Source organism: Psychromonas ossibalaenae ATCC BAA-1528 (assembly GCF_000381745.1).
Taxonomy (GTDB): Bacteria; Pseudomonadota; Gammaproteobacteria; order Enterobacterales; family Psychromonadaceae; genus Psychromonas; species Psychromonas ossibalaenae.
On the sequence record NZ_KB906977.1, the window covers coordinates 75,790 to 100,519 of the forward strand.

A 24,730-nucleotide genomic window follows, 5' to 3' on the forward strand; every position below is an offset into this window, starting at 1 on the left:
ATAGGAATAAAAAATGCCTTCATTTGATATTGTTTCAGAAATCGATATGGCTGAAGTTAAAAATGCCGTTGATAATGCTAACCGTGAATTAGACACGCGTTTTGATTTTCGTGGTGTAAAAGCGAGTTTTTCGATCACGAATGACGCGGCTAAATTATCTGCTGAACATGATTCCCAGCTAAGACAACTTGCGGATATGCTTCGTACTAATCTAATAAAGCGTGGTATTGATGCACGTGCAATGTCTCTGGAAACACCAAGCAGCAGTGGTAAAACATGGACGCAAGCGGTTAAATTTAAAGAAGGGGTGGACCAGCCTACTTCGAAGAAATTAATCAAACTGATTAAAGATAAGAAATTAAAAGTGCAGGTTGCTGTTCAAGGTGAACAATTACGTGTTACCGGTAAAAAACGTGATGATCTGCAGGCGGTAATGGCGCTAATAAAAGGAAGTGATCTGGATCAGGCATTCCAGTTTAATAATTTCCGTGACTAATTAAATATTTAAAGCAGCTTTGTTACGCATATTAACAAAGCTGTTTTTTATTAAAAGTCTAATTACCAGATTAGATCATCAGGTACAGCAAATTCTGCATAGGGATCATCTTCCTCAACTTCTGATATTTCCACTTTTTCGTGTAAAGCGACTAAAACTGACGGATCAATTTCGGCAAGTTTAGCGGCTGCTTCTTTATTGATCAGATAAAATTCTTCGTTTAAAACACAAATAGCTAATAGGCCTTTTATTAAACCCTGCTGGGTCTGCTCATTAACTGCGATACGTTTTACTTTGTTGTCGTAAGTAAAGTGGTAGTCAACTTCACCTTGATAGTTTTTCTCACAATGCTGGGCAATCATCTGAATCAGTTTACCGTGTGCAGATCGGGCATCCAGTTCAGCCTGGGTCTGCTGGTTCTTTTCTAAATCCTGTTTTTTCTGCAGCTCTTTCTGCTCATTGATCTTTATCTGCACATCTGAAACTTCGACCGACCCTTTTTTCTTTTTCTGTTTGGCTTTACGGCGCTTTTCTGTTTGTGCCTGTTTTGCTTTCTGTTTATTGATCAGTCCTGATTTCATCAGCTGGTCTTGTAATGAAGCCATATCGTTATACCTTTGTTAAATTATTTTATGAACTTGAGATATTTTACCACATTATTTTTATACAAAAATCGACTTTTTTATAAAAGAGATTAAGCTCTAAGTAACTAAAAGAAAAAGGGGATTTTATGAATAATCTACAAGTCGAACATTGCATGCTTGGAAAAAGTATTTTTTTTAAGAAAGACATGACCATAGAGACTGCAGTTGAAAAGTTACTTGCAGACAAACATATCGGCGGACCGGTTGTTGATGATATCGGCCGGGTAATCGGCTGGCTCTCTGAACAGGATTGTCTGGCAAAAATGCTTGAGGCGAGTTATTACTGTGAATTAGTCGCGTTAGTGGAAGATGTTATGGTTAAAGAACCGTTAACTGTGCCCGGAACAATGAGTATTGTCGATTTAGCGCAAAAAATGATCGTTGATAAACCTAAAATTTATCCAGTGGTGAATGAAGAGAATATTTTTTTAGGTCTAATTGCCCGTAAAGACGTTTTAGCCGCTATGACTAAACAGATCGCTAAGGTCTGCTAAAAGACGGCATAACCAGTGTATCGGCTGGTTATGCCTTTATAGGCTGAGCAGCTGTTTCTGCCAGCACGCCGGTGAGATAACAGCATCTCGATACTGTTCCAACTGTATTATAAAATTCTCTCTGCTGTTTTCCTGCACACCTAAGCTTTGTAAATGTTCGGTCATCATCTGACAGTCAATAACCTTTCCGCCGTATTCTGCAAAATGTGCACACAGTGCCGCAAAAGCGATTTTTGAAGCGTTACTTGCCCTATGAAACATCGATTCTCCACAAAAAACAGAGCCGACACAAACGCCGTATAACCCCCCCACAAGTATCCCTTCACACCACACTTCAATGGAATGTGCATGGCCTCTGCGATGCAGGTTTTTATAAGCATCAATCATAGCTGCTGTGATCCACGTTTCAGTTTGTGCTGCGCGGGGTAAAGAGCAGGCATGGATAACATCGTCAAAAGCCTGGTTAACGGATATCTGAAAGGTTTTCCTGGTAATAAGTTTTTTTAGGCTTTTACTGATATACGGATGCTCTGGGTTTATTGAGGCCCGCATTTTAGGACTCCACCATAAAAGCGGCTGTCCTTCGCTGAACCACGGAAAAACGGCATGTCGATAAGCTTCAATTAAGCGTTCACAGCTTAGATCTCCACCCATTGCTAATAAACCGTCAGGTTCGCTTAATGCCAGCTCTACGTTTGGAAAGTCGAGGCCTTCAGGGGATAGTGAGGTAATGTAAATAGTCATCAGAACATTTCAGATACAAAAAAGCCAGTGTAAACACTGGCTTAATTAATACAATCAATTTATATAATTAGTTGCAGCGGTCATTAACATGATCAAAAGTCAGATCTACTTCACCGGTATACAGCTGACGAGGACGGCCGATACGCTGACCCGGCTGTTCGAACATCTCTTTCCAGTGTGATACCCAGCCGACGGTACGGGCAATAGCAAAGATAACGGTAAACATTGAACGAGGAATACCCATGGCCTGCAGTACAATGCCCGAATAGAAATCAACGTTAGGGTATAGTTTTTTCTCGATAAAGTACGGATCTTCAAGTGCAATGCGCTCAAGCTCCATTGCCACATCAAGAAGCGGATCTTTAAGTCTCAATTCGTTTAATACTTCATGGCATGTTTTGCGCATAACGGTTGCACGGGGATCGTGGTTTTTATAAACGCGGTGACCGAAGCCCATTAAACGGAACGGATCATTTTTGTCTTTTGCCCGGGCGATAAACTCGGGAATACGATCAACGGTGCCGATCTCTTCCAGCATGACTAAACAGGCTTCATTTGCACCGCCGTGAGCAGGACCCCATAAAGAAGCAATACCGGCTGCAATGCAGGCAAATGGATTCGCACCTGATGAGCCCGCTAAACGGACCGTGGATGTTGATGCATTCTGCTCATGATCGGCATGCAGAATAAAGATTTTATCCATTGCACGGTCAAGTACCGGATTTACTTTATATTCTTCACAGGGAACGGCAAACATCATTTTTAAGAAGTTGCCGGCATAAGAAAGGCTGTTATCAGGGTAGACGAAAGGCTGACCATGTGAATATTTGTAGCTCATTGCCGCAAGTGTCGGCATTTTTGAAATCAGGCGGTAAGCAGCAATTTCCCGGTGCTCGGGATTGCTGATATCTAAGGAGTCATGATAGAAGGCTGATAGTGCCCCGACAACTCCAACCATAATAGCCATAGGATGAGAATCTCGACGGAATCCTGAATAAAGTTTGGCTAATTGCTCATGGATCATTGTGTGGTGCAGAACGACGTGGTGAAATTTATCAAACTGCTCTTTGTCTGGTAATTCACTATTTAATAACAGGTAGCAGACTTCAAGATAATCGGATTTTTCAGCAAGCTGATCAATAGGGTAACCACGATGTAAGAGAATTCCTTTATCACCGTCAATGTAAGTAATCGCGGATTCGCATGATGCTGTCGCAAGAAATCCCGGGTCGTACGTGAAGTAACCTGTTTTACCTAAGCTACTGATATCAATCACATCATTACCCGCTGTTCCTTTTTTAATTGGCAGCTCTATAGGCTCTTGCCCTGGCAATTGAAGTATTGCTTTTTGCTCCGACATTTGATTCTCCCTTACTTTTTTAGATATACGTGAGTTTCACTGCATATATTTTTACAGGCTAAATTTCAGCTTGTCAATTTTAACATCTCAACTTTGAGAAGTGACAAAAAGCAGTTAAACGGGTAAAAAAGTCTCAACAGAGGATGATTTAAAAGTAACCAAAGGTGATCTATAACGTGTTGATAATAGCCCGGATTAACTGTCTCTGAGCGGATGCAGTAAATCTGTAATATTTGTCACATAATTGCTTTTCTGTTGTGTTTACAGCGCAAATAACAGGTGTATTAATGTCACATTGCTTTAACATTATGCTAACAATGACAACGGTTAAGTAATCCCTACTTATTGGCTAACAAAAAGAGATAAATTGTGCGTAAAGACAGACCTAAAAATTTAGACCTGGCAACGGTCAAATTTCCCGTAACCGCAACTGCATCAATTCTGCACCGTGTATCCGGGATCATCGTATTTATTGCCCTGGCAATATTTTTAACACTTTTAAATTGTTCATTAGCATCAGAGCAGGATTTTCAACGAGTGCTTGGTTATTTTGATAATTTCCTGTTTGAATTTGTAATGTGGGGCGCTTTAACGGGTCTTGCTTACCATGCTGTATTTGGTGTACGTCATATGATTCAAGACCTGGGTTTCTGGGAAGAGTTAGACAGTGCATCAGTCAGTGCAAAAATCGGATTTATAGTAACAGCTGTATTGTCTGTTTTAGCGGGGATTTTAGTATGGTAAAAATTGCAGGCACTTTTGGTAGAAGCGGTGTTCATGACTACATTTTATTACGTGCAAGTGCGATTGTGCTGCTTGCCTATATTCTCTATTTTGTTGGTTTTATTGCTTCAGCAGATTTAACATATGCTGTATGGACAGGGTTCTTCTCATTAACACTAACAAAAGTTTTCTCCTTATTTGCACTGATTGCCATGCTGGTTCATGCCTGGATCGGCATCTGGCAGGTGTTAACTGATTACGTGAAAAACACGCTGGTACGTGGTTTTTTACAGTTCTCATTAACTTCGGCTGCATTTATCTATGTTATTTCTGGTTTCGTAATTTTGTGGGGTGTTTAAGGTGAGTCTACCTATTCGTGAATTTGATGCGATTGTGATTGGTGCCGGCGGTGCAGGTATGCGTGCTGCACTTTCTATTTCTCAAGAAGGCAAAAGTTGTGCCTTGATTACTAAAGTTTTTCCAACGCGCTCTCATACTGTTTCTGCTCAAGGCGGCATTACAGTCGCTCTGGGTAATGCCCATGAGGATGACTGGCAGTGGCATATGTACGATACCGTTAAAGGCTCTGATTATATCGGTGACCAGGATGCGATTGAATATATGTGTAAAACCGGTCCTGAAGTGGTACGTGAACTTGAAAATATGGGGCTGCCTTTTTCCCGTTTTGAAGACGGCAGTGTTTATCAGCGTCCTTTCGGCGGCCAGTCTAAAGCATTTGGCGGTGAGCAGGCTTCTCGTACAGCAGCTGCCGCTGACCGTACAGGTCATGCTCTATTACATACGCTTTATCAGCAGAATGTTAAAAATAAAACCACTATTTTTTCTGAGTGGTATGCACTTGATTTAGTGAAAAATGACGACGGTGATGTTGTCGGCTGTACTGCTGTTGATATTGAATCCGGTGAAGTAGTGATGTTTAAAGCGCAGGCTACGGTTTTAGCAACCGGCGGTTCCGGCCGAATTTATGCGTCAACTACTAATGCGCATATCAATACCGGCGACGGTGTAGGTATGGCACTGCGTGCCGGTGTTCCTGTACAGGATATGGAAATGTGGCAGTTTCACCCGACCGGTATTGCCGGAGCGGGTGTTTTAGTGACGGAAGGCTGCCGTGGTGAAGGCGGCTACCTGTTAAACAAAGACGGCGAACGTTTTATGGAGCGTTATGCACCGAATGCCAAAGATTTAGCCGGTCGTGATGTAGTCGCGCGTTCAATTATGATTGAAATTCGTGAAGGGCGCGGCTGTGAAGGTCCCTGGGGCACGCATATTAAACTTAAACTGGATCATTTAGGTGAAGATGTTCTGGAGTCTCGTTTACCGGGAATCTGTGAATTGTCGCGAACCTTTGCCCATGTTGATCCGGTAAAAGAGCCGATTCCAATTATTCCAACTTGCCATTATATGATGGGCGGCGTACCGACAACGGTTAACGGTCAGGTGTTAAAACTTGATGAAAACGGTAAAGATGTCGAGGTTAAAGGTTTATTTGCCGTAGGTGAAATTGCCAGCGTGTCAGTACACGGCGCTAATCGTTTAGGCGGTAACTCGCTGCTGGATTTAGTGGTGTTTGGTCGTGCTGCCGGTAAACATTTAGGTAAAGTATTAACTGAAGAAAACACTCTAAAAGAGCCGACTCAGGAAAATATGGATGCGGCGCTTGCGCGCTTTAACCGTTGGGAAAAAGGCGACGGAACAGAGTGTCCGACACAAATTCGTAAAGATCTGCAGGACTGCATGCAGCGTAATTTCTCGGTATTTAGAGAAGGTGAAGCGATGGCTGAAGGCCTGGCTGAACTTAAAGTATTACGTGCGCGTCTGCAAAATGCCAAATTAGATGATAAGAGCAGTGAATTTAATACCAACCGTATTGAATGTTTAGAGTTGGATAATCTGATGGAAACTGCATTCTCAACTGCTATGGCGGCCAACTTCAGAACAGAAAGTCGTGGTGCACACAGCCGCTTTGATTTCCCTGATCGTGATGATGCCAACTGGCTGCACCATAGTATCTTTAATCCTGAAACAGAAAGTATGTGTAAACGTGATGTCAATATGGCACCAGTGCTACGTGAAGCTTTCCCGCCTAAAGCACGTGTTTACTAAGAAGGTTACCTGTTATGAATGTTACATTTTCTGTCTATCGTTATAACCCCGATGTTGATAATGCACCTTATATGCAAGATATGTCTTTAGATGTTCCAGAAGGCTCGGACATGATGGTGCTGGATGCATTAATCGCATTAAAAGAAACTGACTCTACACTGTCGTTCCGCCGCTCATGCCGCGAAGGTGTATGTGGATCCGATGGTTTAAATATCAACGGTAAGAACGGCTTAGCTTGTATTACGCCGCTGTCTGATTTATTGTCAAAAGGCAAGATAGTGTTACGGCCGCTGCCGGGGTTACCGGTAGTTCGTGATCTGGTTATCGATATGACGCAGTTTTATACTCAGTATGAAAAAATTAAGCCATATTTAATTACAGACGACAGGAAACCGCCTGCTGGTGAATTTAAACAGTCACCTGAGGAAAGAGAAAAGCTTGACGGTTTATATGAGTGTATTTTATGTGCCTGCTGCTCAACCTCTTGTCCGTCATTCTGGTGGAATCCGGATAAATTTATCGGGCCTGCCGGTTTATTAGCTGCCTATCGTTTCCTTATTGACAGTCGTGACAGTGCTACCGAAGAGCGCTTATCTAATTTAGATGATGCTTTTAGCGTATTCCGTTGTCACGGTATTATGAATTGTGTCAGTGTTTGTCCAAAAGGATTAAACCCGACCAAGGCTATTGGTAAAATTAAATCAATGCTGCTGCAGCGTGCGATTTAATTCTTAGATCAAATTACAACAAGCTAAAAAGAATACTAAGGAATTTTAATGCCGACGAATGTTATGCAAACATGGTTAGCCTCATCTCACTTTTCTGGGGCAAATTCTACCTACATCGAAGATCTTTATGAATTATACCTGGAAGACCCGCTTGCTGTTGATGCCAACTGGCGTGAAGTGTTTGATGAACTGCCGCAGGTAAGTGAGCAGCCTGAAGAAGCACACTCTGTTATCCGTGAACAGATGAAACATGCCGCTAAAGCGCCCAAATGTTTTACGCCGCCGCAGGGGGCTGTGCACAACGATGCTAAACAGGTGAAAGTACTGCAGCTGATCGGTTCATACCGTAACCGTGGTCATGAAGTTGCTGCACTTGATCCTCTTGGTTTGATCAAGCATGAAAGTATAAAAGATTTAGACCCCTTTTATCATGACCTGGAAGGTTCGGATCTTGATGCCAGTTTTAATGTCGGTTCTTATGCAGCCAGTAATGAAACCATGATATTACGGGATCTAGTCGCATCACTTAAACGTACCTACTGCGGCTCAATTGGTGCTGAGTACATGCATATCACCAATACTGAAGAGAAACGCTGGCTGCAGAATCGTATTGAATCCTGCGAAAGTAAACCTTCCTTCAGTGAAGAAGCTAAAAACCGTTTCCTGGAAGAGTTAACGGCAGCCGAAGGACTGGAACGTTATATCGGTTCCAAATTCCCGGGGGCTAAACGTTTCTCTTTAGAGGGCGGCGATTCATTTGTGCCAATGCTTAAAGAGTTAATCCGCCGTGCGGGCGAACAGGGCGCGCAGGAAGTGGTACTAGGCATGGCTCACCGCGGCCGTCTTAATGTACTGGTTAATGTTCTGGGTAAAAAACCAAATCGTTTATTTGATGAATTCGCAGGAAAGCATGGTGAAGTTAACGGTTCCAGTGATGTGAAATACCATCAGGGTTTCAGCAGCGACTTTAAAACGCCTAAAGGTAATGTGCATTTATCATTAGCCTTTAATCCGTCACATTTAGAGATTGTTAATCCCGTTGTTCTAGGTTCAGTACGCGCCCGTCAGGAGCGTTTACAAAGTATCGGAGAAAGTGTGCTGCCGATTACGGTACACGGAGACTCTGCGATTGCCGGTCAGGGTATAGTGCAGGAGACATTTAATATGTCGCAGGCACGTGCATTCAAAGTATCCGGCACCGTCCGTATTGTTATTAATAACCAGATCGGTTTCACTACCTCAAATCCGGAAGATACACGCTCAACACGTTACTGTACTGATATTGCAAAAATGGTACAGGCGCCGATTTTCCATGTTAATGCAGATGATCCTGAAGCGGTTATTTTAGCCTCGCAGATTGCGTTAGATTTCCGTAACACATTCAAGCGCGATGTAGTGATTGACCTGGTATGTTACCGTCGTCACGGCCATAATGAGGCCGACGAGCCGAATGCAACACAACCATTGATGTATCAAAAGATTAAAAAGCATGCCACACCGCGTGAAATCTACGTAGAACAGCTCGAAAGTGAAGGTGTTATCAGTGCTGGATACGGTAAGCAGTTAGTTTCTGATTATCGTGACGCATTAGATAACGGTGAGTGTGTGGTAAAAGAGTGGCAGGCAATGAAGCGTCATTCTGTTGACTGGTCTCCCTACCTTAAACATGACTGGGATGCTCCCTATGAGCCGCAGTTCTCTAAACAACGTTTAGTGGAGCTGGGAGAATCAATCAGCCAGTACCCGGAGACTTATGAGCAGCACTCACGGGTGAAAAAGATCTATGCAGACCGTCTGCTGATGGCCCGCAGTGAAAAACTCTGTGACTGGGGATTTGCTGAAAATCTCGCTTATGCAACACTGCTGGATTCTAAATATAATATTCGTTTAGTCGGGCAGGATTCTGGGCGTGGTACTTTCTTCCATCGTCATGCGGTTTTACATGAGCAGAAAGAAGGTGAGCAGTATGTACCGCTGAAAAATATTGCTGAACAACAGGGGCATTTTGATGTTTATGATTCAGTACTGTCGGAAGCTGCTGTATTAGCTTTTGAATACGGCTACTCAACAGCCGCTCCGAAAGGTTTATGTATCTGGGAAGCGCAGTTTGGTGATTTTGCCAATGGAGCACAGGTGGTCTTTGATCAGTTTCTGTCTTCAGGTGAGCAGAAGTGGGGACGCATGTGCGGCCTGACGGTTATGCTTCCACATGGTTATGAAGGGCAGGGACCGGAGCATTCATCGGCTCGTTTAGAGCGTTATCTGCAGCTGTGTGCTGAGCATAATATGCAGGTTTGTGTACCTTCAACCCCGGCACAGGTTTTTCATATGCTTCGCCGTCAGGTAATTCGTTCAATGCGCCGTCCGTTAATTGTTATGTCGCCTAAATCATTACTGCGCCATCCGATGGCGGTGTCGAGCATGGATGAACTTTCATCGGGCACTTTCCAGAACGCCATCGCAGAGGTTGACGAGCAGGATGCGAAGGGCGTTAACCGTGTGGTTTTATGCAGCGGTAAAGTGTATTACGAGCTGTTAGACAAGCGCCGTAAAGAAGATCTGACTAATGTCGCAATTATTCGTATTGAGCAGCTGTATCCGTTCCCGACTAACGAAGTGAGTGATATTTTAGAAGACTACATGCATGTAAAAGATTTTATCTGGTGTCAGGAAGAGCCTCAGAATCAGGGCGCCTGGTACTGTAGTCAGCATCATTTCCGCAGTGTACTGCCAGAACCCGCTAAATTACATTATGCCGGACGCGCAGCTTCAGCATCAACTGCTGTTGGTTATATGTCTCTGCACGTTAAGCAGCAGAAAGCTTTAGTAAATGAAGCGCTTGGTTTTGAAGAGCCTCAATAAAATTACAACAAGTTTAGTTACAACCCGATTTTAGTTTAAAGAATTTTACAGTAGGAAGCGTTAATTATGATTGAAATATTAGTTCCAGTACTTCCAGAGTCAGTAGCGGATGCAACCGTTGCAACATGGCATAAACAACCAGGTGATTTTGTTGAACGTGACGAAGTGCTTGTTGAAATTGAAACTGACAAAGTAGTTTTAGAAGTTCCCGCTACGGCATCAGGTATCTTAGATAAAATTGTCGAAGATGAGGGGGCAACTGTACTTTCACAGCAGGTCTTAGGAAAACTAAAAGAGGGAGCGGCTGCTCCTGTAAAAGAGCCGGAAATTGAAGTTGAGACGCGTGCAACGCTTGCTGATGCAAGTCCTTCTGTACGTCGTTTAATGTTAGAAGAAGATATTCAGGCTCGTGATATTAAAGGCTCAGGTAAAGGCGGTTTAATAACACGTGAAGATGTTGATAAACATAGAGAGCTTAAAAATAAGGATGCAACTGAAGCTAAGGTGGATATTGTTGCCGCTGTTGCCGCGCGCAGTGAAAAACGTGTGGCAATGACGCGTTTACGTAAACGTGTTGCCGAGCGTCTGCTGGAAGCTAAAAATTCTACTGCCATGCTGACTACGTTTAACGAAGTGAATATGAAACCGATTATGGATCTGCGTAAGCAGTATCAGGAAGTCTTCGAGAAAAAACACGGTATTCGCTTAGGCTTTATGTCGTTTTATATTAAAGCAGTAACTGAAGCGCTGAAGCGTTTTCCGGAAGTAAATGCAGCGATTGACGGTGACGAGATTGTTTATCATAACTTCTTTGATGTCAGTATTGCGGTTTCGACCCCTCGTGGTCTGGTAACACCAGTATTACGTGATACTGATACATTAAGTGTTGCTGAAATTGAAAAAGGCATTAAAGCATTAGCGATTAAAGGCCGTGACGGCAAATTAACTGTTGATGAAATGATGGGTGGTAACTTTACCGTAACAAACGGCGGTGTATTTGGTTCTCTATTATCGACCCCTATTATCAATCCTCCGCAGGCCGCCATCTTAGGCATGCATAAAATCCAGGACCGCCCTATGGCGGTTGACGGTAAGGTTGAAATTTTACCTATGATGTACCTGGCGCTTTCTTATGACCATCGTTTAATTGACGGCAAAGAGTCAGTGAGTTTCTTAGTAACAATCAAAGAATTGCTTGAAGATCCGACACGCTTACTGCTGGATGTTTAAGGGATAACGTTAACCTGTTGTTAATTTAAAACTATTATTTAACAACAGGTTGAACGTGTGAGTAGTATTGTTTCATCACCTCTGCCTAGTTAATATGGGCATTATGTTTAACCAAACAAATGGATAAAAATCATGAATTTGCATGAATATCAGGCAAAACAGTTGTTCACAGAGTATGGCTTACCTGTACCACAGGGCATTGCCTGTGATAGCGCAGAACAAGCAGTCAATGCGGCGTCTCAGTTAGGCGGAGACAAATGGGTGATTAAATGTCAGGTGCATGCCGGCGGCCGTGGTAAGGCGGGCGGTGTAGAGCTTGTGAAATCAAAAGAAGGCTTACGCGATTTTGCACATAAATGGTTAGGCAAAAACTTAGTAACTTATCAGACTGATGCAAACGGTCAGCCGGTTAATAAACTGCTGGTTGAAAGCTGCAGTGATATTGCTAATGAACTTTATTTAGGCGCAGTTGTAGACAGAGCGTCGCAGCGTGTTATTTTCATGGCTTCCACGGAAGGCGGTGTGGAAATTGAAAAAGTTGCACAAGATACGCCTGAGCTGATTCATCAGGCAATTATTGATCCGCTGGTAGGCGCTCAGGCATATCAGGGACGTGAGCTCGCTTTTAAACTTGGACTTTCAGGTAAACAGGTTGGTCAGTTTACAAAAATATTTTTAGGGCTTTCAGCAATTTTTCATGAGAAAGATTTAGCACTTCTGGAAATCAACCCGCTGGTTGTTACTGCACAGGATGATTTAATCTGTTTAGACGGCAAAATCAGCATCGACTCAAACGCAATGTACCGTCAGAAAGTACTTCATGAAATGAATGATGCAACGCAAGATGACGCACGTGAAGTACATGCTGCGCAGTGGGAACTAAACTATGTTGCACTTGATGGAAACATCGGCTGTATGGTTAACGGTGCTGGCCTGGCAATGGGTACAATGGATATCGTGCAGCTGCACGGCGGCAAGCCGGCTAACTTTCTTGATGTAGGAGGTGGTGCAACCAAAGAGCGTGTTACTGAAGCATTCAAAATTATCCTTTCTGACGATAAAGTTGAAGCTGTTTTAGTTAATATCTTCGGTGGTATTGTTCGTTGTGATCTAATCGCAGACGGTGTTATCGGCGCAGTTGAAGAAGTAGGCGTATCAGTTCCGGTTATCGTTCGTTTAGAAGGTAATAACGCAGAGTTAGGCCGTGCAAAACTTGCTGAATCAGGCCTGAACATTATTGCGGCGGCTTCGCTTAGCGATGCGGCAGAGCAGTCAGTTAAAGCAGTAGGTGGCAAATAATGAGCATTTTAATTAATAAAGATACAAAAGTAATTTGTCAGGGTTTCACCGGCGGGCAGGGCACATTCCACTCAGAACAGGCGATTGAATACGGTACACAAATGGTCGGCGGTGTATCGCCGGGTAAAGGCGGTCAAGTTCACCTTGGCCTTCCTGTATTTAACACTGTACGTGATGCAGTGCAGGCAACGGGCGCAACGGCAACGGTTATCTACGTACCGGCACCATTTTGTAAAGATGCAATATTAGAAGCAATAGATGCGGGTATCAAACTGATCGTGACTATTACCGAAGGCATTCCGACACTGGACCTGCTTGAAGTTAAAGTTAAATTAGACCAGTCTGGTGTTGTGATGGTTGGCCCTAACTGCCCGGGTGTTATCACTCCTGATGAATGTAAGATTGGGATTATGCCGGGGCATATTCATAAAAAAGGTAAAGTCGGTATTGTATCCCGCTCTGGTACATTAACTTACGAAGCAGTTAAACAGACAACCGACGAAGGTTTTGGCCAGTCTACCTGCGTCGGCATCGGCGGTGACCCTATCCCGGGTTCAAGCTTTATTGATATTCTTGCATTATTCCAGGACGATCCGGAAACTGAAGCGATCGTAATGATTGGTGAGATCGGCGGTACTGCGGAAGAAGAAGCTGCTGCATTTATTAAAGCAAACGTGACCAAACCTGTTGTATCTTACATTGCTGGTGTAACTGCACCTGCAGGTAAGCGCATGGGTCATGCTGGTGCTATTATCGCTGGTGGTAAAGGTACTGCTGAAGATAAATTTAAAGCACTGGAAGATGCGGGTGTGAAAACGACTAAATCTTTAGCTGAAATTGGTAAAGCATTGCGTGAAGTAACCGGCTGGTAGTTTTTTGCCTACAAGACTAAATATACAAGCCTCGTTTTAACGGGGCTTTTTTGTGGCTGTAGGTGTTGTTTATAAGCCAGCATGGTGCTGTCATCTTCCGGTGCTATTATCGCTGGTGGTAAAGGTACTGCTGAAGATAAATTTAAAGCACTGGAAGATGCGGGTCTGAAAAGAACTAAATCTCTAGCTGAAATCGGTAAAGCGCTATGTTAAGTACATGGGGAAGTAACCGGCTGGTAGTTTTTTGCCTACAAGACTAAATATACAAGCCTCGTTTTAACGGGGCTTTTTTGTGGCTGTAGGTGTTGTTTATAAACCAGTATGGGTCTGTCATCTTCCGGTGCTATTATCGCTGGTGGTAAAGGTACTGCTGAAGATAAATTTAAAGCATTAGAAGATGCGGGTCTGAAAAGAACTAAATCTTTAGCTGAAATCGGCAAAGCACTATGTTTAATGCATGGGGGAAGTAACCGGCTGGTAATTCTCTGCTTAATGCTGGAGTAAGAGCCTCTAAATCTTTAGCTGAAATTGGCAAAGCACTAAGTTAAGTACCCTGCAAGTTAATGCATGGTAAAGGACTTAAATATTTTCAAAGAAAACCTCTAAACGTAGTGTTACTGCAGCTTCTTTTTCCCGGTTGCTGTCATGCTCTTTAGGCCAGTTTATTTCCGGGGTGAATTCATAAAAGAACCATTTTCGCAGGATGTTATGCCTGTATGTCACTGATAAGTGGCTGTTGCTGATAAAGTGATGAGGCTTGTCATGTGCGGTCATACTCGCTTTATAACTGAGGGCCTGTTTTCTGGAAATATATTGATAGAGTGTCAATCCAGAACCGAGTTCAAAATGTTCAACATCATTTTCGTATTTAAAGTAATTGGACCAGCGCAATAAAAATATCGGATTAAATGAATGTTCAACATCCAGTTCCGTTACTTCACCTGTTACTTTTTTCTTCTGGTAGACTCGCTGCGTAAAGTTCCCGACAGTCTGTTCAGTAAAAGGGTAGCTGTAACGATAGCGGGCTTCAATGCTTGGCCTTAGCGATACCTTCACATTAAAACTACTGCGCCCTTTAGCATACCAGTCATAACGTAAGCCGAGTGTGCTGTTGGCCGTTTCACTGTTATTGGGAAATAAGTTGGTAAGATGGTCTTCTGCATCAGATTCAAATACAACTTTTAGTTTGCGGCTGCCTTTAGGAAGATGAAAGCGCGCTTTTAACTGCGTATCATATTCAAAGCCCTCTGATTCAACTAACTTAAAGTCGTTGTACCAGCGAACCATAGTGCCTGCACGTGCATCTTCTGTAAATCTGTCATCTACAAAAAATTCATCAAACCATAATGCGGGCTGACAAAATTTTCTATTTAGATAGTTGTAGGCTTGATCAACTAATTCACTTTCTGATGTTTGACTGAAACAGGGGTCATCTTTCTCTTCTTCGGCGAACAGAGCTGGGCAGAAAAGAGATAAAAATATAAGGGGGAAAATAAATTTATACAAGTGATCCTTCACTTCTTAGCTGATTAACTATCTGAATATCCTAGTTAATTCAGTATAGCAGCAGGTTCTATTTAAACAAGCTACTTATACCCGTTAGATTTTTACCTTCACGGCTAGAATCTGTTTACTTCAAGACTTGCTGATTTATTGCAGCTTGAATGATAACGGGTATATACCCAAACTATTTCAAGATAGATCTTTGAGTCGTTTGGGTATAGATAATTATTTTTCTTCTAAATCGTCTTCATCTTCGTCAGCTTCAAAAAATGCAGCTTGTTTTTCTTCATATAAAGCCGCTGCTGCTTCTTTTTCTGCTAAAGCTTTCGCCGCTAATTCATTTCGAACTGTACGTTTTTCAGCTTTACGTTTATTACCCGCTTGTAAAGCTTCAATACAGTCTGCTAGTTGTTTTTTAGCCCATTGTTGTGCTAGTTCTTCGCTTTCAAACCCTTTTTTCTGTTTTGATACAGTGGTTCTACGCGCGCTAACTCGGCGTGTGATTTCTGCATTCCACTTTTCGCCGTCTTGTTTAATGCTGTAATCAAATTTATTTTCTTGTGCCATTTTTGTTGTTTTCCTAGTGCTTAATTAATTATTATTTTTCTGTTTATCTGCGTAAACCCGGCTGATCTTTCAAAAAATAAACAGTATGCGCGGATTTTAACATGAAAGGGCTTTTATCCGCAGGTTTAAATTTGTTGTGACAGATTGTATTTTTACTTTAGTCCTGCCTTGCCGTTATTAATTTTTTTTCAACGTCGGCCAGGTAAAGGTATCGTCATTATTATGATCACTTTTACTGTCTTTTTTATGACCTGTGTTTTTTTGTTTGTACTGCTCGGCATCAGCTCTTTTACGTTCGATTGCGCCTCTGATTAGTTTAGTCGCGGCCGGATGATCGCTGCAGAAGGTTTTCAAATATAAAATCTCGACTTTACTGCGTGCCCATGGGGTTTGACGCAAAAATTTGAGGCTGGATTTAAGTCTGGGCTTATTAATAAAGCAGTTAATATTAAGTAACTCTCCCATCTCTTTCCAGCCTAACTTGGCTTCCAGGTCGGTTAGTATCTTTTCTAGTTTTACACCATGCAGGGGATCGTTACTGTTATTCATTTTCTTGCCTGAAATTAAAAAAGGGGATTGTACAAGTTTAACTGAGAATAGTGAATGATTTGCGTAGTTAATATAGTTAAGGTAATAACAGTATGCCTCCTAAGCGCCACGCTGTATAAAAATGTAATCAGTATTCAAGTTGTTATATCAAAAAACAGACTAAACTTTTATGACCGTTCAGAACAATTACGATTATGTTGGTTTTTATTAAGGGAATAGACATGAAGCCAGTTTATGATGTGATACAAATTCAAGCGCCGAGTCTTAAAAATAACCGTCTTGGTGACAGTATTGTTCGTGATGTATTAGTACTGCTGCCCGACAGTTATGCCCATAATAGGGATAAATACTATCCGGTGATCTATTTACTGCATGGTTTCGGGGAGAGTGCCGAAAGGTGGTTTTCCGATACGCTTCCAGATCCGACACTACACTTAACCTCCAGGCAGCTGAATATTCAGGGAGAAATAGGGGAAATGATTTATGTCTTACCGGATAACGGATGTCGATTTACCTGTGCGGGTTACAATAATAATGATATTCAAGGTAACTGGTTAGATTATATCTGTTTTGATTTAACACGTGAGATTGAGAGCCGGTTTAGGTGTTTAAAGGGGGCTGAAAATAGAGCTTTAATAGGGCACAGCTCCGGCGGGGATGCAGTATTGCGCTTAGCACTAAAAAAACCGGGGTATTTTTCCACTTTTTTCGCCATGAGCTGCTCCCAGTTGTATGCCGGAAACAATGACTGGCTGGTGGAGCTGTACACTAGTCATTTTGAACAGTTAATAAGAGTGCAGCAGGGTAAACAGTCGGTTGAATCATTAGATATTTATGCTCACCTGCTGGTTAATCTTGCGCAGCAGGCTCTACCGGATGCTGCAAGTCCGCCGTTATATATTCAGCTGCCCATTAATGAGGAAGACTGGCATAAGTTTACCCCGCTTTACGGACTTAACTTATTTGAGCAGTATAGTCAGAACCTTAGCGGGATTAATCTGGCAATGGATGCCGGATTTCATGATTTATGTTTTAATAAGACAAAGTCTTTTGCGCAGTTATTGAAAGATAAACATATTAATATTGACTGGTTTGAGTTTGACGGAGGGCATGTTGATCATATGGGGGAAAATTTGAATTATGTGCTGCCGTGGGTGTGGCGTAGTTTGAATCAAAATAAGAGTTAGTTATTAGAAAGTGTAAAGATGATTGCATCTAATAATATAGTTCGGATATCTTATTGGACTTAATTCCCTATTGAGTCTCAAATATGAAACTATATACTTATCCGTTAAGCGCACTGCTGCTTGCAAGCCCAAGTCTTTTTGCAAAGGATTTTTCTGGGCATCGTGTTGGGATTGGTATGGTTGACAGTGGTTATCTGCCAAAAAATGTGGTGCTGGTTGAATATGGTTACGAATTTAACCGTATCATCGGTGTGAATATTTCCGGCAGTAGTTATGAAGAAGACTATTATCAAGACTGGTTAAAGTATGACGGAACTTATGCAAGAATCTCCTCCGATATTGGTTATACATTTGATTTTAACGGCTGGGATTTAAAGCCTTATGCATTAATCGGAATGATTCATCTTAGTGAATCAAATACATTATCAAATTCTTCAACAACTGAGATGCAGTATGGCGGCGGCATTCGGGCAACATTAGATTTTGGGGGGTATGTCGACTTAGCTTTTAAAGCTATGGATCTTCAAGATAGAGACGGCAATGAGTCATCACTGACAATTGGTTATAAGTTTTAAGTGTTTCTGTCGGTTTTGATGGATTTGTAATCACTTGAACTCTTTTAGTAAATTAATTCTCTTTAACTGCTTGTGATCCAAGAAAAATTCTATACAATTCACTGCACTTATCTGAGAGTATACAGATAACCGCCCGGGTGGTGGAATTGGTAGACACAAGGGATTTAAAATCCCTCGCTTTCTGAGCGTGACGGTTCAAGTCCGTCTCCGGGCACCAATTCGAAAAAAAGCTTCACGTTATCGTGAAGCTTTTTTTTTGCCAGAATATTTTGTACATATTGACGTATCTGCTCCGGTATCTACAGGCACTTCCTGATTGAATATTTTATAAATCTAAGAAAACATAATAAAACCTCAATGAGCACATGCTTTAAACGGTAAGTGAGTGATAACTGACCTTTCAATGTATCTTTAAAGATATATAGCAAATAATCAAGATAAGTGCTTGTAGATAAATTAAATTTCTATACAATGCGCATCACTTATCTAGCAACACGTAGATAGTCGCCCGGGTGGTGGAATTGGTAGACACAAGGGATTTAAAATCCCTCGCTTTCTGAGCGTGACGGTTCAAGTCCGTCTCCGGGCACCAATTCAGAGAAAAAGCTTCACGTTATCGTGGAGCTTTTTTTTTCCTAAAATTGCTAATGTTATTAACGAACAAAGTCCGGCATCTATTGGGTACAAGTTCAAATAGTTAGTGAACAATGCGGACACAGTCCGGCACCTATTGGGCACCAATTCAGAGAAAAAGCTTCACGTTATCGTGGAGCTTTTTTTTTCCTAAAATTGCTAATGTTATTAACGAACAAAGTCCGGCATCTATAGGGCACAAGTTCAAATAGTTAGTGAACAATGCGGACACAGTCCGGCACCTATTGGGCACCAATTCAAAGAAAAAGCCTCAACTGATCGTGGAGCTTTTTTTTTGTCAAAATTATTGATGTTGTTAACGGCTTAGTACGGCACAGATTAAAGTAATAGCCTGAATTAAGTTATACCAAATCCATTAATTATCTATTCATTTACGCTTGCTAAAATGAATGCTAGCTTCGTTATTAATTTTGCAATTAGAACGACTAGTTACTGCAATTAATTCCTGGCATTCATCCATTTTTCCTTACGCCTCAATAGATCATTTAATTAGTGGAATTGGTATTATTTATGACTTATAGCATTTAAATTCCTGCTTTATATAAAACGCTTCTGTTTGTAAATAATAACATCAATAAAACGTTTGTTTTTTCTCCAAAAATACGGTTTATTCTTTTTGCTTTTATTCTGTTAATTAGGCGCTATTGCATCGCTCGATATAGGTAAAGCATGATAAATAATCTGAATAATGTCAATGCATGACTGGTGGTAACTGGACGTTGTTGTGTTTTATTTGTACACGGCATACTGTTTTTTGTGCACTCTGAGAGTAGTGAATTATGCCTTTATGTTGTTATTGAGAATAAAAAACAATTAAATTCAGCAATTTTTAATCAATTACAAGTGTTTCTTGCCGTCATGAATAATATCAGATACAAACAAGTGAATACAAAAATACACTGATTGATGCCTAAATGAATGCATGTTACAAAAATGACATTGTTAAATACCAATGATTATTTTTAACATCTTGGCGTGCTTTTAACGTGGCATTAACAACAGTATTGGTTGTGTTTTTTTTGCGCAGTAAAAGAAAGAAAAATAAAAACCGCTGCACTTGTCTTGTATTTTGCTTTTGTTTTAATCATTAGTTGTTTATCTATTATTCACGGCAAGTGTTCGCTAGCTCTGCAGAGGCCTCTGTATGGGAGATGATAGGTTTGTTCAGAGTAATAAATTTGGTCTTTATGTATTATAAATGTAAAAAAATATAAAACAATATATCTGCATTACTCCCCCCAAAATCATAAATTTCGCATCCTGGACGTATTGTCATTTAAAAAACAAAATCAAAGGCAGCCTGGTTTTAATACGCAGATTGGAGGATTGAAGCAGGTAAACGATTGCTTTATATATATAGGTCGAAATAAATGGATATATAAGATGATTAAAAAAATTATGAATAATTCTAATAGTGGTACTTTAATGGGGCATCCGAAGGGATTATTTTTACTCTTTGGAACGGAATTGTGGGAACGTTTTTCCTATTATGCCATGCGCGGCATTCTGGTTTTATACTTAACCGATAAAACAATTAACGGTGGTCTTGGCTGGTCTACACAGGATGCGTTGAGTTTATACGGTATTTACACCGGACTGGTTTATTTTACACCGTTGATCGGCGGCTGGATCGCTGATAATTTCATTGGCCAACGTAAAGCATTGATGATTGGCGGCGCATTAATGGCGGTCGGACAGTTTACCCTGGCGCTGCCTAACAGCTTTCTTGGAGAGTCGGTTCTTGTTAGTTTTTATTTAGGCTTGTCACTGCTTATTATCGGTAATGGGTTATTTAAACCTAATGTTTCTACTATGTTAGGTGACTTATACAGTGAAGGTGATAATCGTCGCGACGGTGCTTTTACAATTTTCTATATGGGTATAAACCTAGGATCACTGCTTGCGGGTATTGTTGCAGGATCTGCATCTGCAGTTTACGGCTGGAAAGCGGGCTTTCTGACTGCTGGTATCGGTATGATAATTAGTTTAATTACCCAGTCTATTTTTGCTAAACGCTTACTGGGAGATGTTGGCCTGCGTCCGGCCGCGCATATTGATGCGGAGCGCAACCCGTCAGGAAAAAAAGAGCCTTTAACTAAAATTGAACGTGACCGTATGAAAGTGATTATGATTATGGGAATGTTTGTGGTCTTTTTCTGGGCCGGATTTGAACAAGCCGGCGGCTTGATGAATATTTTTTCACAAGAATATACGGACCGCATGATCGGAAATTTTGAAGTGCCGGCAACCTGGTTTCAGTCATTAAATCCGTTTTTTGTTATTGTTTTTGCGCCTATCCTGGCAATGTTCTGGATCAAGCTTGGGCCTAAAGAGCCGAACTCACCGGTAAAATTTGCTTTAGGTTTGTTTATGCTGGCTATCGGTTTCTTATTTATGATCGGCGCTGTTTATGAGCAGGGCGGTGATTTAACAGTTAAGACCTCTATGATGTGGCTTGTTGGTGCTTACTTCTTCCATACGTTAGGTGAACTTTGTTTATCGCCAATCGGGTTATCTATGGTAACTAAATTAGCACCGCTGCGTCTGGCATCCCTACTAATGGGAGTATGGTTTACTTTTAATGCGCTTGCTAATTTTGTCGCAGGTATTATCGGCTCTCATGTAGGTGAAACGGGACCAATGCAGATCTTTGCCGGTATCGCAGTTACCGCGACGGTTGCCGGTGTTCTTTTACTGCTGATGTCGAATAAATTAATTGACTGGATGCATGGTGCAGAAACCAATTCAGCGAAAGTTATTGATCAGCAGATTAATCTGGATGACTCTGCAGTCAAACCCGCGTAGTGTTTTATTGAGACAGTAAAGCTCAATGCTTTTGATTGAAAATCATGGCTTTGAGTTTCAACTGCTTATTCAATCGGCAAATAGTGTTCTTTTTCAGCAGTCAGACTGTTTTAGCCGATATTTTACTGCTGAGTACTTGAAGTTGAATAAAAATTCTATACAATTCGCTTCACTTGTTTGACAGTAGTTAAGCAACCGCCCGGGTGGTGGAATTGGTAGACACAAGGGATTTAAAATCCCTCGCTTTCTGAGCGTGACGGTTCAAGTCCGTCTCCGGGCACCAATTCAAGAGTTAGTTCGGCATTCATTGCTTACTAACTCAAAAAAAAGCTTCACATTATTGTGAAGCTTTTTTTTTGCCTGAATTTCTTGTACATATTGACGGACCTAGCCGATATCCGTTGGACGCCAGTTTTAAGAGTTAGTGAGCAGTGCGGACTACAGTCCGGTATCCATTGGACTGTAATTCAAGAAAATCGCTGTAAGTGGATCGTATGGAATTCGGACTTATTTATACTGTCATATTAGAAATATAGGGTATGATCAAACGGCCTGTTTTTTAAATGTCGTATTCTTCTCTCAAATTTATTTAATAGAAAACTTTTTCGTTAAGGAAAAACATGACTGAATATCTGATCCTGTTCGTGATTATTGCTGTAATTTATTTCGTACTAATCCGTAATCGACCCGCTCGTAAGACAGACTGGGAAACGCTGCCTCTATTAAGTGAATATAAAGAGCTGGAAAAGTCTCATAATGACGATGGTCAGTTATGCTGCCGTTATTGTGGTGCATCTGAAACGGTTGAGCGTTTATTGAAATCAGAAAAAGAAAATCCAGACAATACAAAACACTATCATGCCTGCACCCAGTGTAAGGTGATTTTATGGCGGACTGAACAGACGGCTGAAAACGCAGAGTCAAAAGATTAAGTTATGTAGTTTATGCTGTCGTAAATACTTATTAATCTCTGTGCTGATATTTCTGGCGGGCTGACCGCCACACCTTTGGCACTTACATTTGCCGTTTTATTGGTTACCGGGCCTACTGCCGAGTGTATGGTGTTTTTTTACCGTCTTTTTTGGGGGGATATGTTTTCTCATTATGACTCTGCGCCTGCACTGCTTAAGCCGTTTTTACTGCAGATTACATTAACCATACCCGCATAGGCCGCTGCTGTTCTACTCTCAAAGTAATCCCAGCAGATATCTGTTTTTTAACCATTCATTCTCCTCTGCTGCCATGCCTTTTCACTTGTTTAAACAGACACGCCGGTAATTTTAACTCTCAGAGAGAGTAACGTTTCCGTTGACGCGTTCATTATGCTTTAATATGCGCGCACATACTCAAGCAGCTTGGGTATGAAATGATTCAAATGGGATAATATTGTGAACACAAGCAGTGAAAAACGCCTGAATAAATTTATCAGTGATTCAGGTTTTTGCTCTCGCCGAGAAGCGGATAAATTAATTGAACAAAATCGCGTTAAAATAAACGGTCAGATACCGGAGCTCGGCACAAAAGTGCAGCCGGGAGATGAGGTTGTTGTCAACGGCAAACGTATTAATGCCATTGCTGAAAATAAATCAGACCGTATCTATATCGCTTATAACAAACCCATTGGTATCACTTGTACCACTGAACGTGATGTGTACGGTAATATTATTGATGCTATCGGTCATAAAGAGCGTATTTTTCCTATCGGTCGCCTGGATAAACCTTCTGAAGGTTTAATCTTTTTAACCAGTGATGGTGATATTGTTAATAAAATTCTGCGTGCAGAAAATGCACATGATAAAGAATACTTAGTGACAGTAGATAAACCGCTTAGTGAACGTTTTGTGGAGCGCATGCAGCGTGGTGTACCGATTTTAGATACTATTACAGAGCCTTGTACGGTAAAAGTGCAGAGTCGCTTTGTATTCAGTATCATTTTGACTCAAGGTTTGAACCGTCAGATCCGCCGTATGTGTGAATATCTGGGCTATGAAGTAACCAAACTTAAGCGTACCCGTATTATGAAGGTGACTGTAGATAAACTGAAACCGGGACAATGGCGTAATTTAACTGAACAGGAAATGGCTGAAATCAACCGGGCTGTCTCTTCTTCTTCTAAAACTGCTGTGAATACTGCTCAGCCGAAAGCAAAGCGCAGTCCTGAACAGACTCGTCCGCGCGGCTTGAATAAACAGAATAATCCGCGAGCCCCGAAAAAAATATTTGTTAATAAGAACAGCACAGCAGCTGACGATAAAAAGACACCGGCAAAACGTACCTTAAAGCTAAAGCGTAAATGAGTTTAAGCGAATTTGATCTGATTGATCATTATTTTAAACGCAGCTGCAAAGCAGAAAACAATGGTGTGTCAATCGGTATTGGTGATGACTGTGCTGTTTTAGATGTTCCCGATGGTTATCAGCTGGCGGTAACTACCGACAGCCTGGTTTGTGATATCCATTTTTTTGCTGATGTGGATCCGTACCGCTTAGGTTATAAATCGCTTGCGGTAAACCTGAGTGATTTAGCTGCAATGGGGGCTTTACCCAAGTGGATTTCACTGGCAATTACGCTGCCTGAAAATTTATTAGCGGCCAATAATAGCGATTGGCTGGCGGAGTTTTCACGTGGATTTTTCGAGTTAGCGGATAAATATAACGTACAGCTGGTCGGTGGTGATACTACTAAAGGCCCATTATCGATAACTGTATCGGTAAAAGGTATTGTACCTCGAGGTCTAGCATTACAGCGCAGCACCGCTCAGGCTGGTGACCTTATCTGTGTTTCCGGCTCGTTAGGCAGCGGGGCACTGGGCCTGGCCTGCAGGTTAAATGAATGTATTCCTGAAAACAGACAATACTTTATTGATGCCTTAGAGCTGACCGAACCCCGTATTGAATTAGGTATTTTATTGCGCAGTTTAGCCTCATCCTGTATGGACATTTCGGATGGTTTGACCCAGGACTTAAAGCATATTTTAAAGTCCTCCAGCTGCTCAGCCAGACTGGATATAGATAAGCTGCCGCTTGCCGATTTTATGCATCAAGAAATACAGTCGGGTTCGATTAGTGAGCACCAGGCTGAGCAGTATGCTTTAACCGGAGGAGATGATTATGAATTACTGTTTACCATTAGCGAAGCTAAACTTGAACAGTTAAATCAGCTTATCGAAAAAAGCAAAGTAAAAAATGCCGCAGTTTCTGTGATAGGCTCGGTTATGCAGCCGCAGCTGCCGTTAGTTCAATTATTTAAAGACAATAAAGCTGTCTATTTTTCTCTCCAGGGATGGGATCATTTTAAAGGTCAAAATTAGT

Annotated in this window: 23 protein-coding genes, 3 tRNA genes and 1 pseudogene; 21 read left to right on the forward strand and 6 right to left on the reverse strand. The window is 41.6% G+C overall.

Annotated features, from left to right (window positions below):
- Positions 1 to 13 precede the first annotated feature (13 nt).
- Complete coding sequence (locus tag G327_RS0107555) at positions 14 to 496, forward strand: YajQ family cyclic di-GMP-binding protein (protein ID WP_019614154.1); 483 nt, start codon at positions 14 to 16, stop codon at positions 494 to 496.
- A 62-nt stretch (positions 497 to 558) separates the two neighbouring features.
- Here G327_RS0107555 and G327_RS0107560 read toward each other — a convergent pair whose 3' ends face one another.
- Complete coding sequence (locus tag G327_RS0107560; RefSeq protein ID WP_019614155.1) at positions 559 to 1,101, reverse strand: DUF2058 domain-containing protein; 543 nt, start codon at positions 1,099 to 1,101, stop codon at positions 559 to 561.
- Between the two features lie 125 nt (positions 1,102 to 1,226).
- Between G327_RS0107560 and G327_RS0107565 the strand changes: the two genes are divergently transcribed.
- The gene (locus G327_RS0107565; protein WP_026339248.1) at positions 1,227 to 1,634 is read left to right on the forward strand and encodes a CBS domain-containing protein; all 408 of its coding nucleotides are present in this window, start codon (positions 1,227 to 1,229) and stop codon (positions 1,632 to 1,634) included.
- Positions 1,635 to 1,670: 36 nt separating this feature from the next.
- Here the strand turns inward: G327_RS0107565 and aat are convergent, their stop codons facing one another.
- Positions 1,671 to 2,378 (reverse strand): leucyl/phenylalanyl-tRNA--protein transferase, encoded by a 708-nt coding sequence (gene aat, locus G327_RS0107570; protein ID WP_019614157.1) that lies wholly within the window; start codon positions 2,376 to 2,378, stop codon positions 1,671 to 1,673.
- Between the two features lie 67 nt (positions 2,379 to 2,445).
- On the reverse strand, positions 2,446 to 3,738 hold the full coding sequence (gltA, locus tag G327_RS0107575; RefSeq protein WP_019614158.1) for a citrate synthase: 1,293 nt from the start codon (positions 3,736 to 3,738) through the stop codon (positions 2,446 to 2,448).
- Between the two features lie 369 nt (positions 3,739 to 4,107).
- Between gltA and sdhC the strand changes: the two genes are divergently transcribed.
- From sdhC to G327_RS0107625, 10 genes and pseudogenes are all read left to right on the forward strand, one after another.
- Positions 4,108 to 4,482: a succinate dehydrogenase, cytochrome b556 subunit gene (gene sdhC, locus G327_RS0107580; RefSeq protein ID WP_019614159.1), complete on the forward strand. Its 375-nt coding sequence runs from the start codon at positions 4,108 to 4,110 to the stop codon at positions 4,480 to 4,482.
- Positions 4,476 to 4,820: a succinate dehydrogenase, hydrophobic membrane anchor protein gene (gene sdhD, locus G327_RS0107585; RefSeq protein WP_019614160.1), complete on the forward strand. Its 345-nt coding sequence runs from the start codon at positions 4,476 to 4,478 to the stop codon at positions 4,818 to 4,820. The genes sdhC and sdhD overlap by 7 nt, the downstream gene beginning before the upstream one ends.
- A 1-nt stretch (position 4,821) precedes the next feature.
- Positions 4,822 to 6,588, forward strand: coding sequence for a succinate dehydrogenase flavoprotein subunit (gene sdhA, locus G327_RS0107590; protein WP_019614161.1), 1,767 nt, complete (start codon positions 4,822 to 4,824; stop codon positions 6,586 to 6,588).
- Between the two features lie 14 nt (positions 6,589 to 6,602).
- On the forward strand, positions 6,603 to 7,316 hold the full coding sequence (locus G327_RS0107595) for a succinate dehydrogenase iron-sulfur subunit (protein WP_019614162.1): 714 nt from the start codon (positions 6,603 to 6,605) through the stop codon (positions 7,314 to 7,316).
- Positions 7,317 to 7,364: 48 nt separating this feature from the next.
- A complete protein-coding gene (locus tag G327_RS0107600; protein ID WP_019614163.1) occupies positions 7,365 to 10,178 on the forward strand; it encodes a 2-oxoglutarate dehydrogenase E1 component in 2,814 nt (937 codons plus the stop codon).
- A 66-nt stretch (positions 10,179 to 10,244) separates the two neighbouring features.
- Positions 10,245 to 11,408, forward strand: a complete 1,164-nt coding sequence (odhB, locus tag G327_RS0107605; RefSeq protein ID WP_019614164.1) for a 2-oxoglutarate dehydrogenase complex dihydrolipoyllysine-residue succinyltransferase — start codon at positions 10,245 to 10,247, stop codon at positions 11,406 to 11,408.
- 132 nt (positions 11,409 to 11,540) lie between these two features.
- Positions 11,541 to 12,707 (forward strand): ADP-forming succinate--CoA ligase subunit beta, encoded by a 1,167-nt coding sequence (gene sucC / locus G327_RS0107610; protein ID WP_019614165.1) that lies wholly within the window; start codon positions 11,541 to 11,543, stop codon positions 12,705 to 12,707.
- Positions 12,707 to 13,579: a succinate--CoA ligase subunit alpha gene (sucD, locus tag G327_RS0107615; protein ID WP_019614166.1), complete on the forward strand. Its 873-nt coding sequence runs from the start codon at positions 12,707 to 12,709 to the stop codon at positions 13,577 to 13,579. Before sucC ends, sucD begins: the two co-directional genes overlap by 1 nt.
- A gap of 81 nt (positions 13,580 to 13,660) precedes the next feature.
- Complete coding sequence (locus tag G327_RS26450; RefSeq protein WP_019614167.1) at positions 13,661 to 13,792, forward strand: hypothetical protein; 132 nt, start codon at positions 13,661 to 13,663, stop codon at positions 13,790 to 13,792.
- 114 nt (positions 13,793 to 13,906) lie between these two features.
- Positions 13,907 to 14,083 (forward strand): annotated as a pseudogene (locus G327_RS0107625) (succinyl-CoA ligase); the annotation flags it as partial.
- Between the two features lie 75 nt (positions 14,084 to 14,158).
- Here the strand turns inward: G327_RS0107625 and G327_RS0107630 are convergent.
- The 3 genes from G327_RS0107630 to G327_RS0107640 form a co-directional block, all read right to left on the reverse strand.
- Positions 14,159 to 15,085 (reverse strand): hypothetical protein, encoded by a 927-nt coding sequence (locus G327_RS0107630; protein ID WP_019614169.1) that lies wholly within the window; start codon positions 15,083 to 15,085, stop codon positions 14,159 to 14,161.
- Between the two features lie 222 nt (positions 15,086 to 15,307).
- Positions 15,308 to 15,649: a DUF3622 domain-containing protein gene (locus tag G327_RS0107635; RefSeq protein WP_019614170.1), complete on the reverse strand. Its 342-nt coding sequence runs from the start codon at positions 15,647 to 15,649 to the stop codon at positions 15,308 to 15,310.
- 177 nt (positions 15,650 to 15,826) lie between these two features.
- On the reverse strand, positions 15,827 to 16,198 hold the full coding sequence (locus tag G327_RS0107640) for a VF530 family protein (RefSeq protein ID WP_019614171.1): 372 nt from the start codon (positions 16,196 to 16,198) through the stop codon (positions 15,827 to 15,829).
- 221 nt (positions 16,199 to 16,419) lie between these two features.
- Between G327_RS0107640 and G327_RS0107645 the strand changes: the two genes are divergently transcribed.
- The 9 genes from G327_RS0107645 (at position 16,420) to thiL (ending at position 24,729) form a co-directional block, all read left to right on the forward strand.
- On the forward strand, positions 16,420 to 17,385 hold the full coding sequence (locus G327_RS0107645; protein WP_019614172.1) for an alpha/beta hydrolase: 966 nt from the start codon (positions 16,420 to 16,422) through the stop codon (positions 17,383 to 17,385).
- 83 nt (positions 17,386 to 17,468) lie between these two features.
- Positions 17,469 to 17,960, forward strand: coding sequence for an outer membrane beta-barrel protein (locus G327_RS0107650; RefSeq protein WP_019614173.1), 492 nt, complete (start codon positions 17,469 to 17,471; stop codon positions 17,958 to 17,960).
- Positions 17,961 to 18,091: 131 nt separating this feature from the next.
- Positions 18,092 to 18,177 (forward strand) — tRNA-Leu (locus G327_RS0107655).
- A gap of 289 nt (positions 18,178 to 18,466) precedes the next feature.
- Positions 18,467 to 18,552: transfer RNA gene (locus tag G327_RS0107660), tRNA-Leu, on the forward strand.
- Positions 18,553 to 20,012: 1,460 nt separating this feature from the next.
- On the forward strand, positions 20,013 to 21,419 hold the full coding sequence (locus tag G327_RS0107665; RefSeq protein ID WP_026339251.1) for a peptide MFS transporter: 1,407 nt from the start codon (positions 20,013 to 20,015) through the stop codon (positions 21,417 to 21,419).
- Positions 21,420 to 21,616: 197 nt separating this feature from the next.
- A tRNA-Leu gene (locus tag G327_RS0107670) sits at positions 21,617 to 21,702 on the forward strand.
- 337 nt (positions 21,703 to 22,039) lie between these two features.
- Positions 22,040 to 22,351 (forward strand): hypothetical protein, encoded by a 312-nt coding sequence (locus G327_RS0107675; RefSeq protein ID WP_019614175.1) that lies wholly within the window; start codon positions 22,040 to 22,042, stop codon positions 22,349 to 22,351.
- A 456-nt stretch (positions 22,352 to 22,807) separates the two neighbouring features.
- Positions 22,808 to 23,716 carry a 23S rRNA pseudouridine(2604) synthase RluF gene (gene rluF, locus G327_RS24180; RefSeq protein WP_019614176.1) on the forward strand — a complete coding sequence of 303 codons (909 nt, stop codon included), beginning with the start codon at positions 22,808 to 22,810 and terminating at the stop codon, positions 23,714 to 23,716.
- Positions 23,713 to 24,729, forward strand: coding sequence for a thiamine-phosphate kinase (thiL, locus tag G327_RS0107685; RefSeq protein WP_019614177.1), 1,017 nt, complete (start codon positions 23,713 to 23,715; stop codon positions 24,727 to 24,729). The genes rluF and thiL overlap by 4 nt, the downstream gene beginning before the upstream one ends.
- Position 24,730 lies beyond the last annotated feature (1 nt).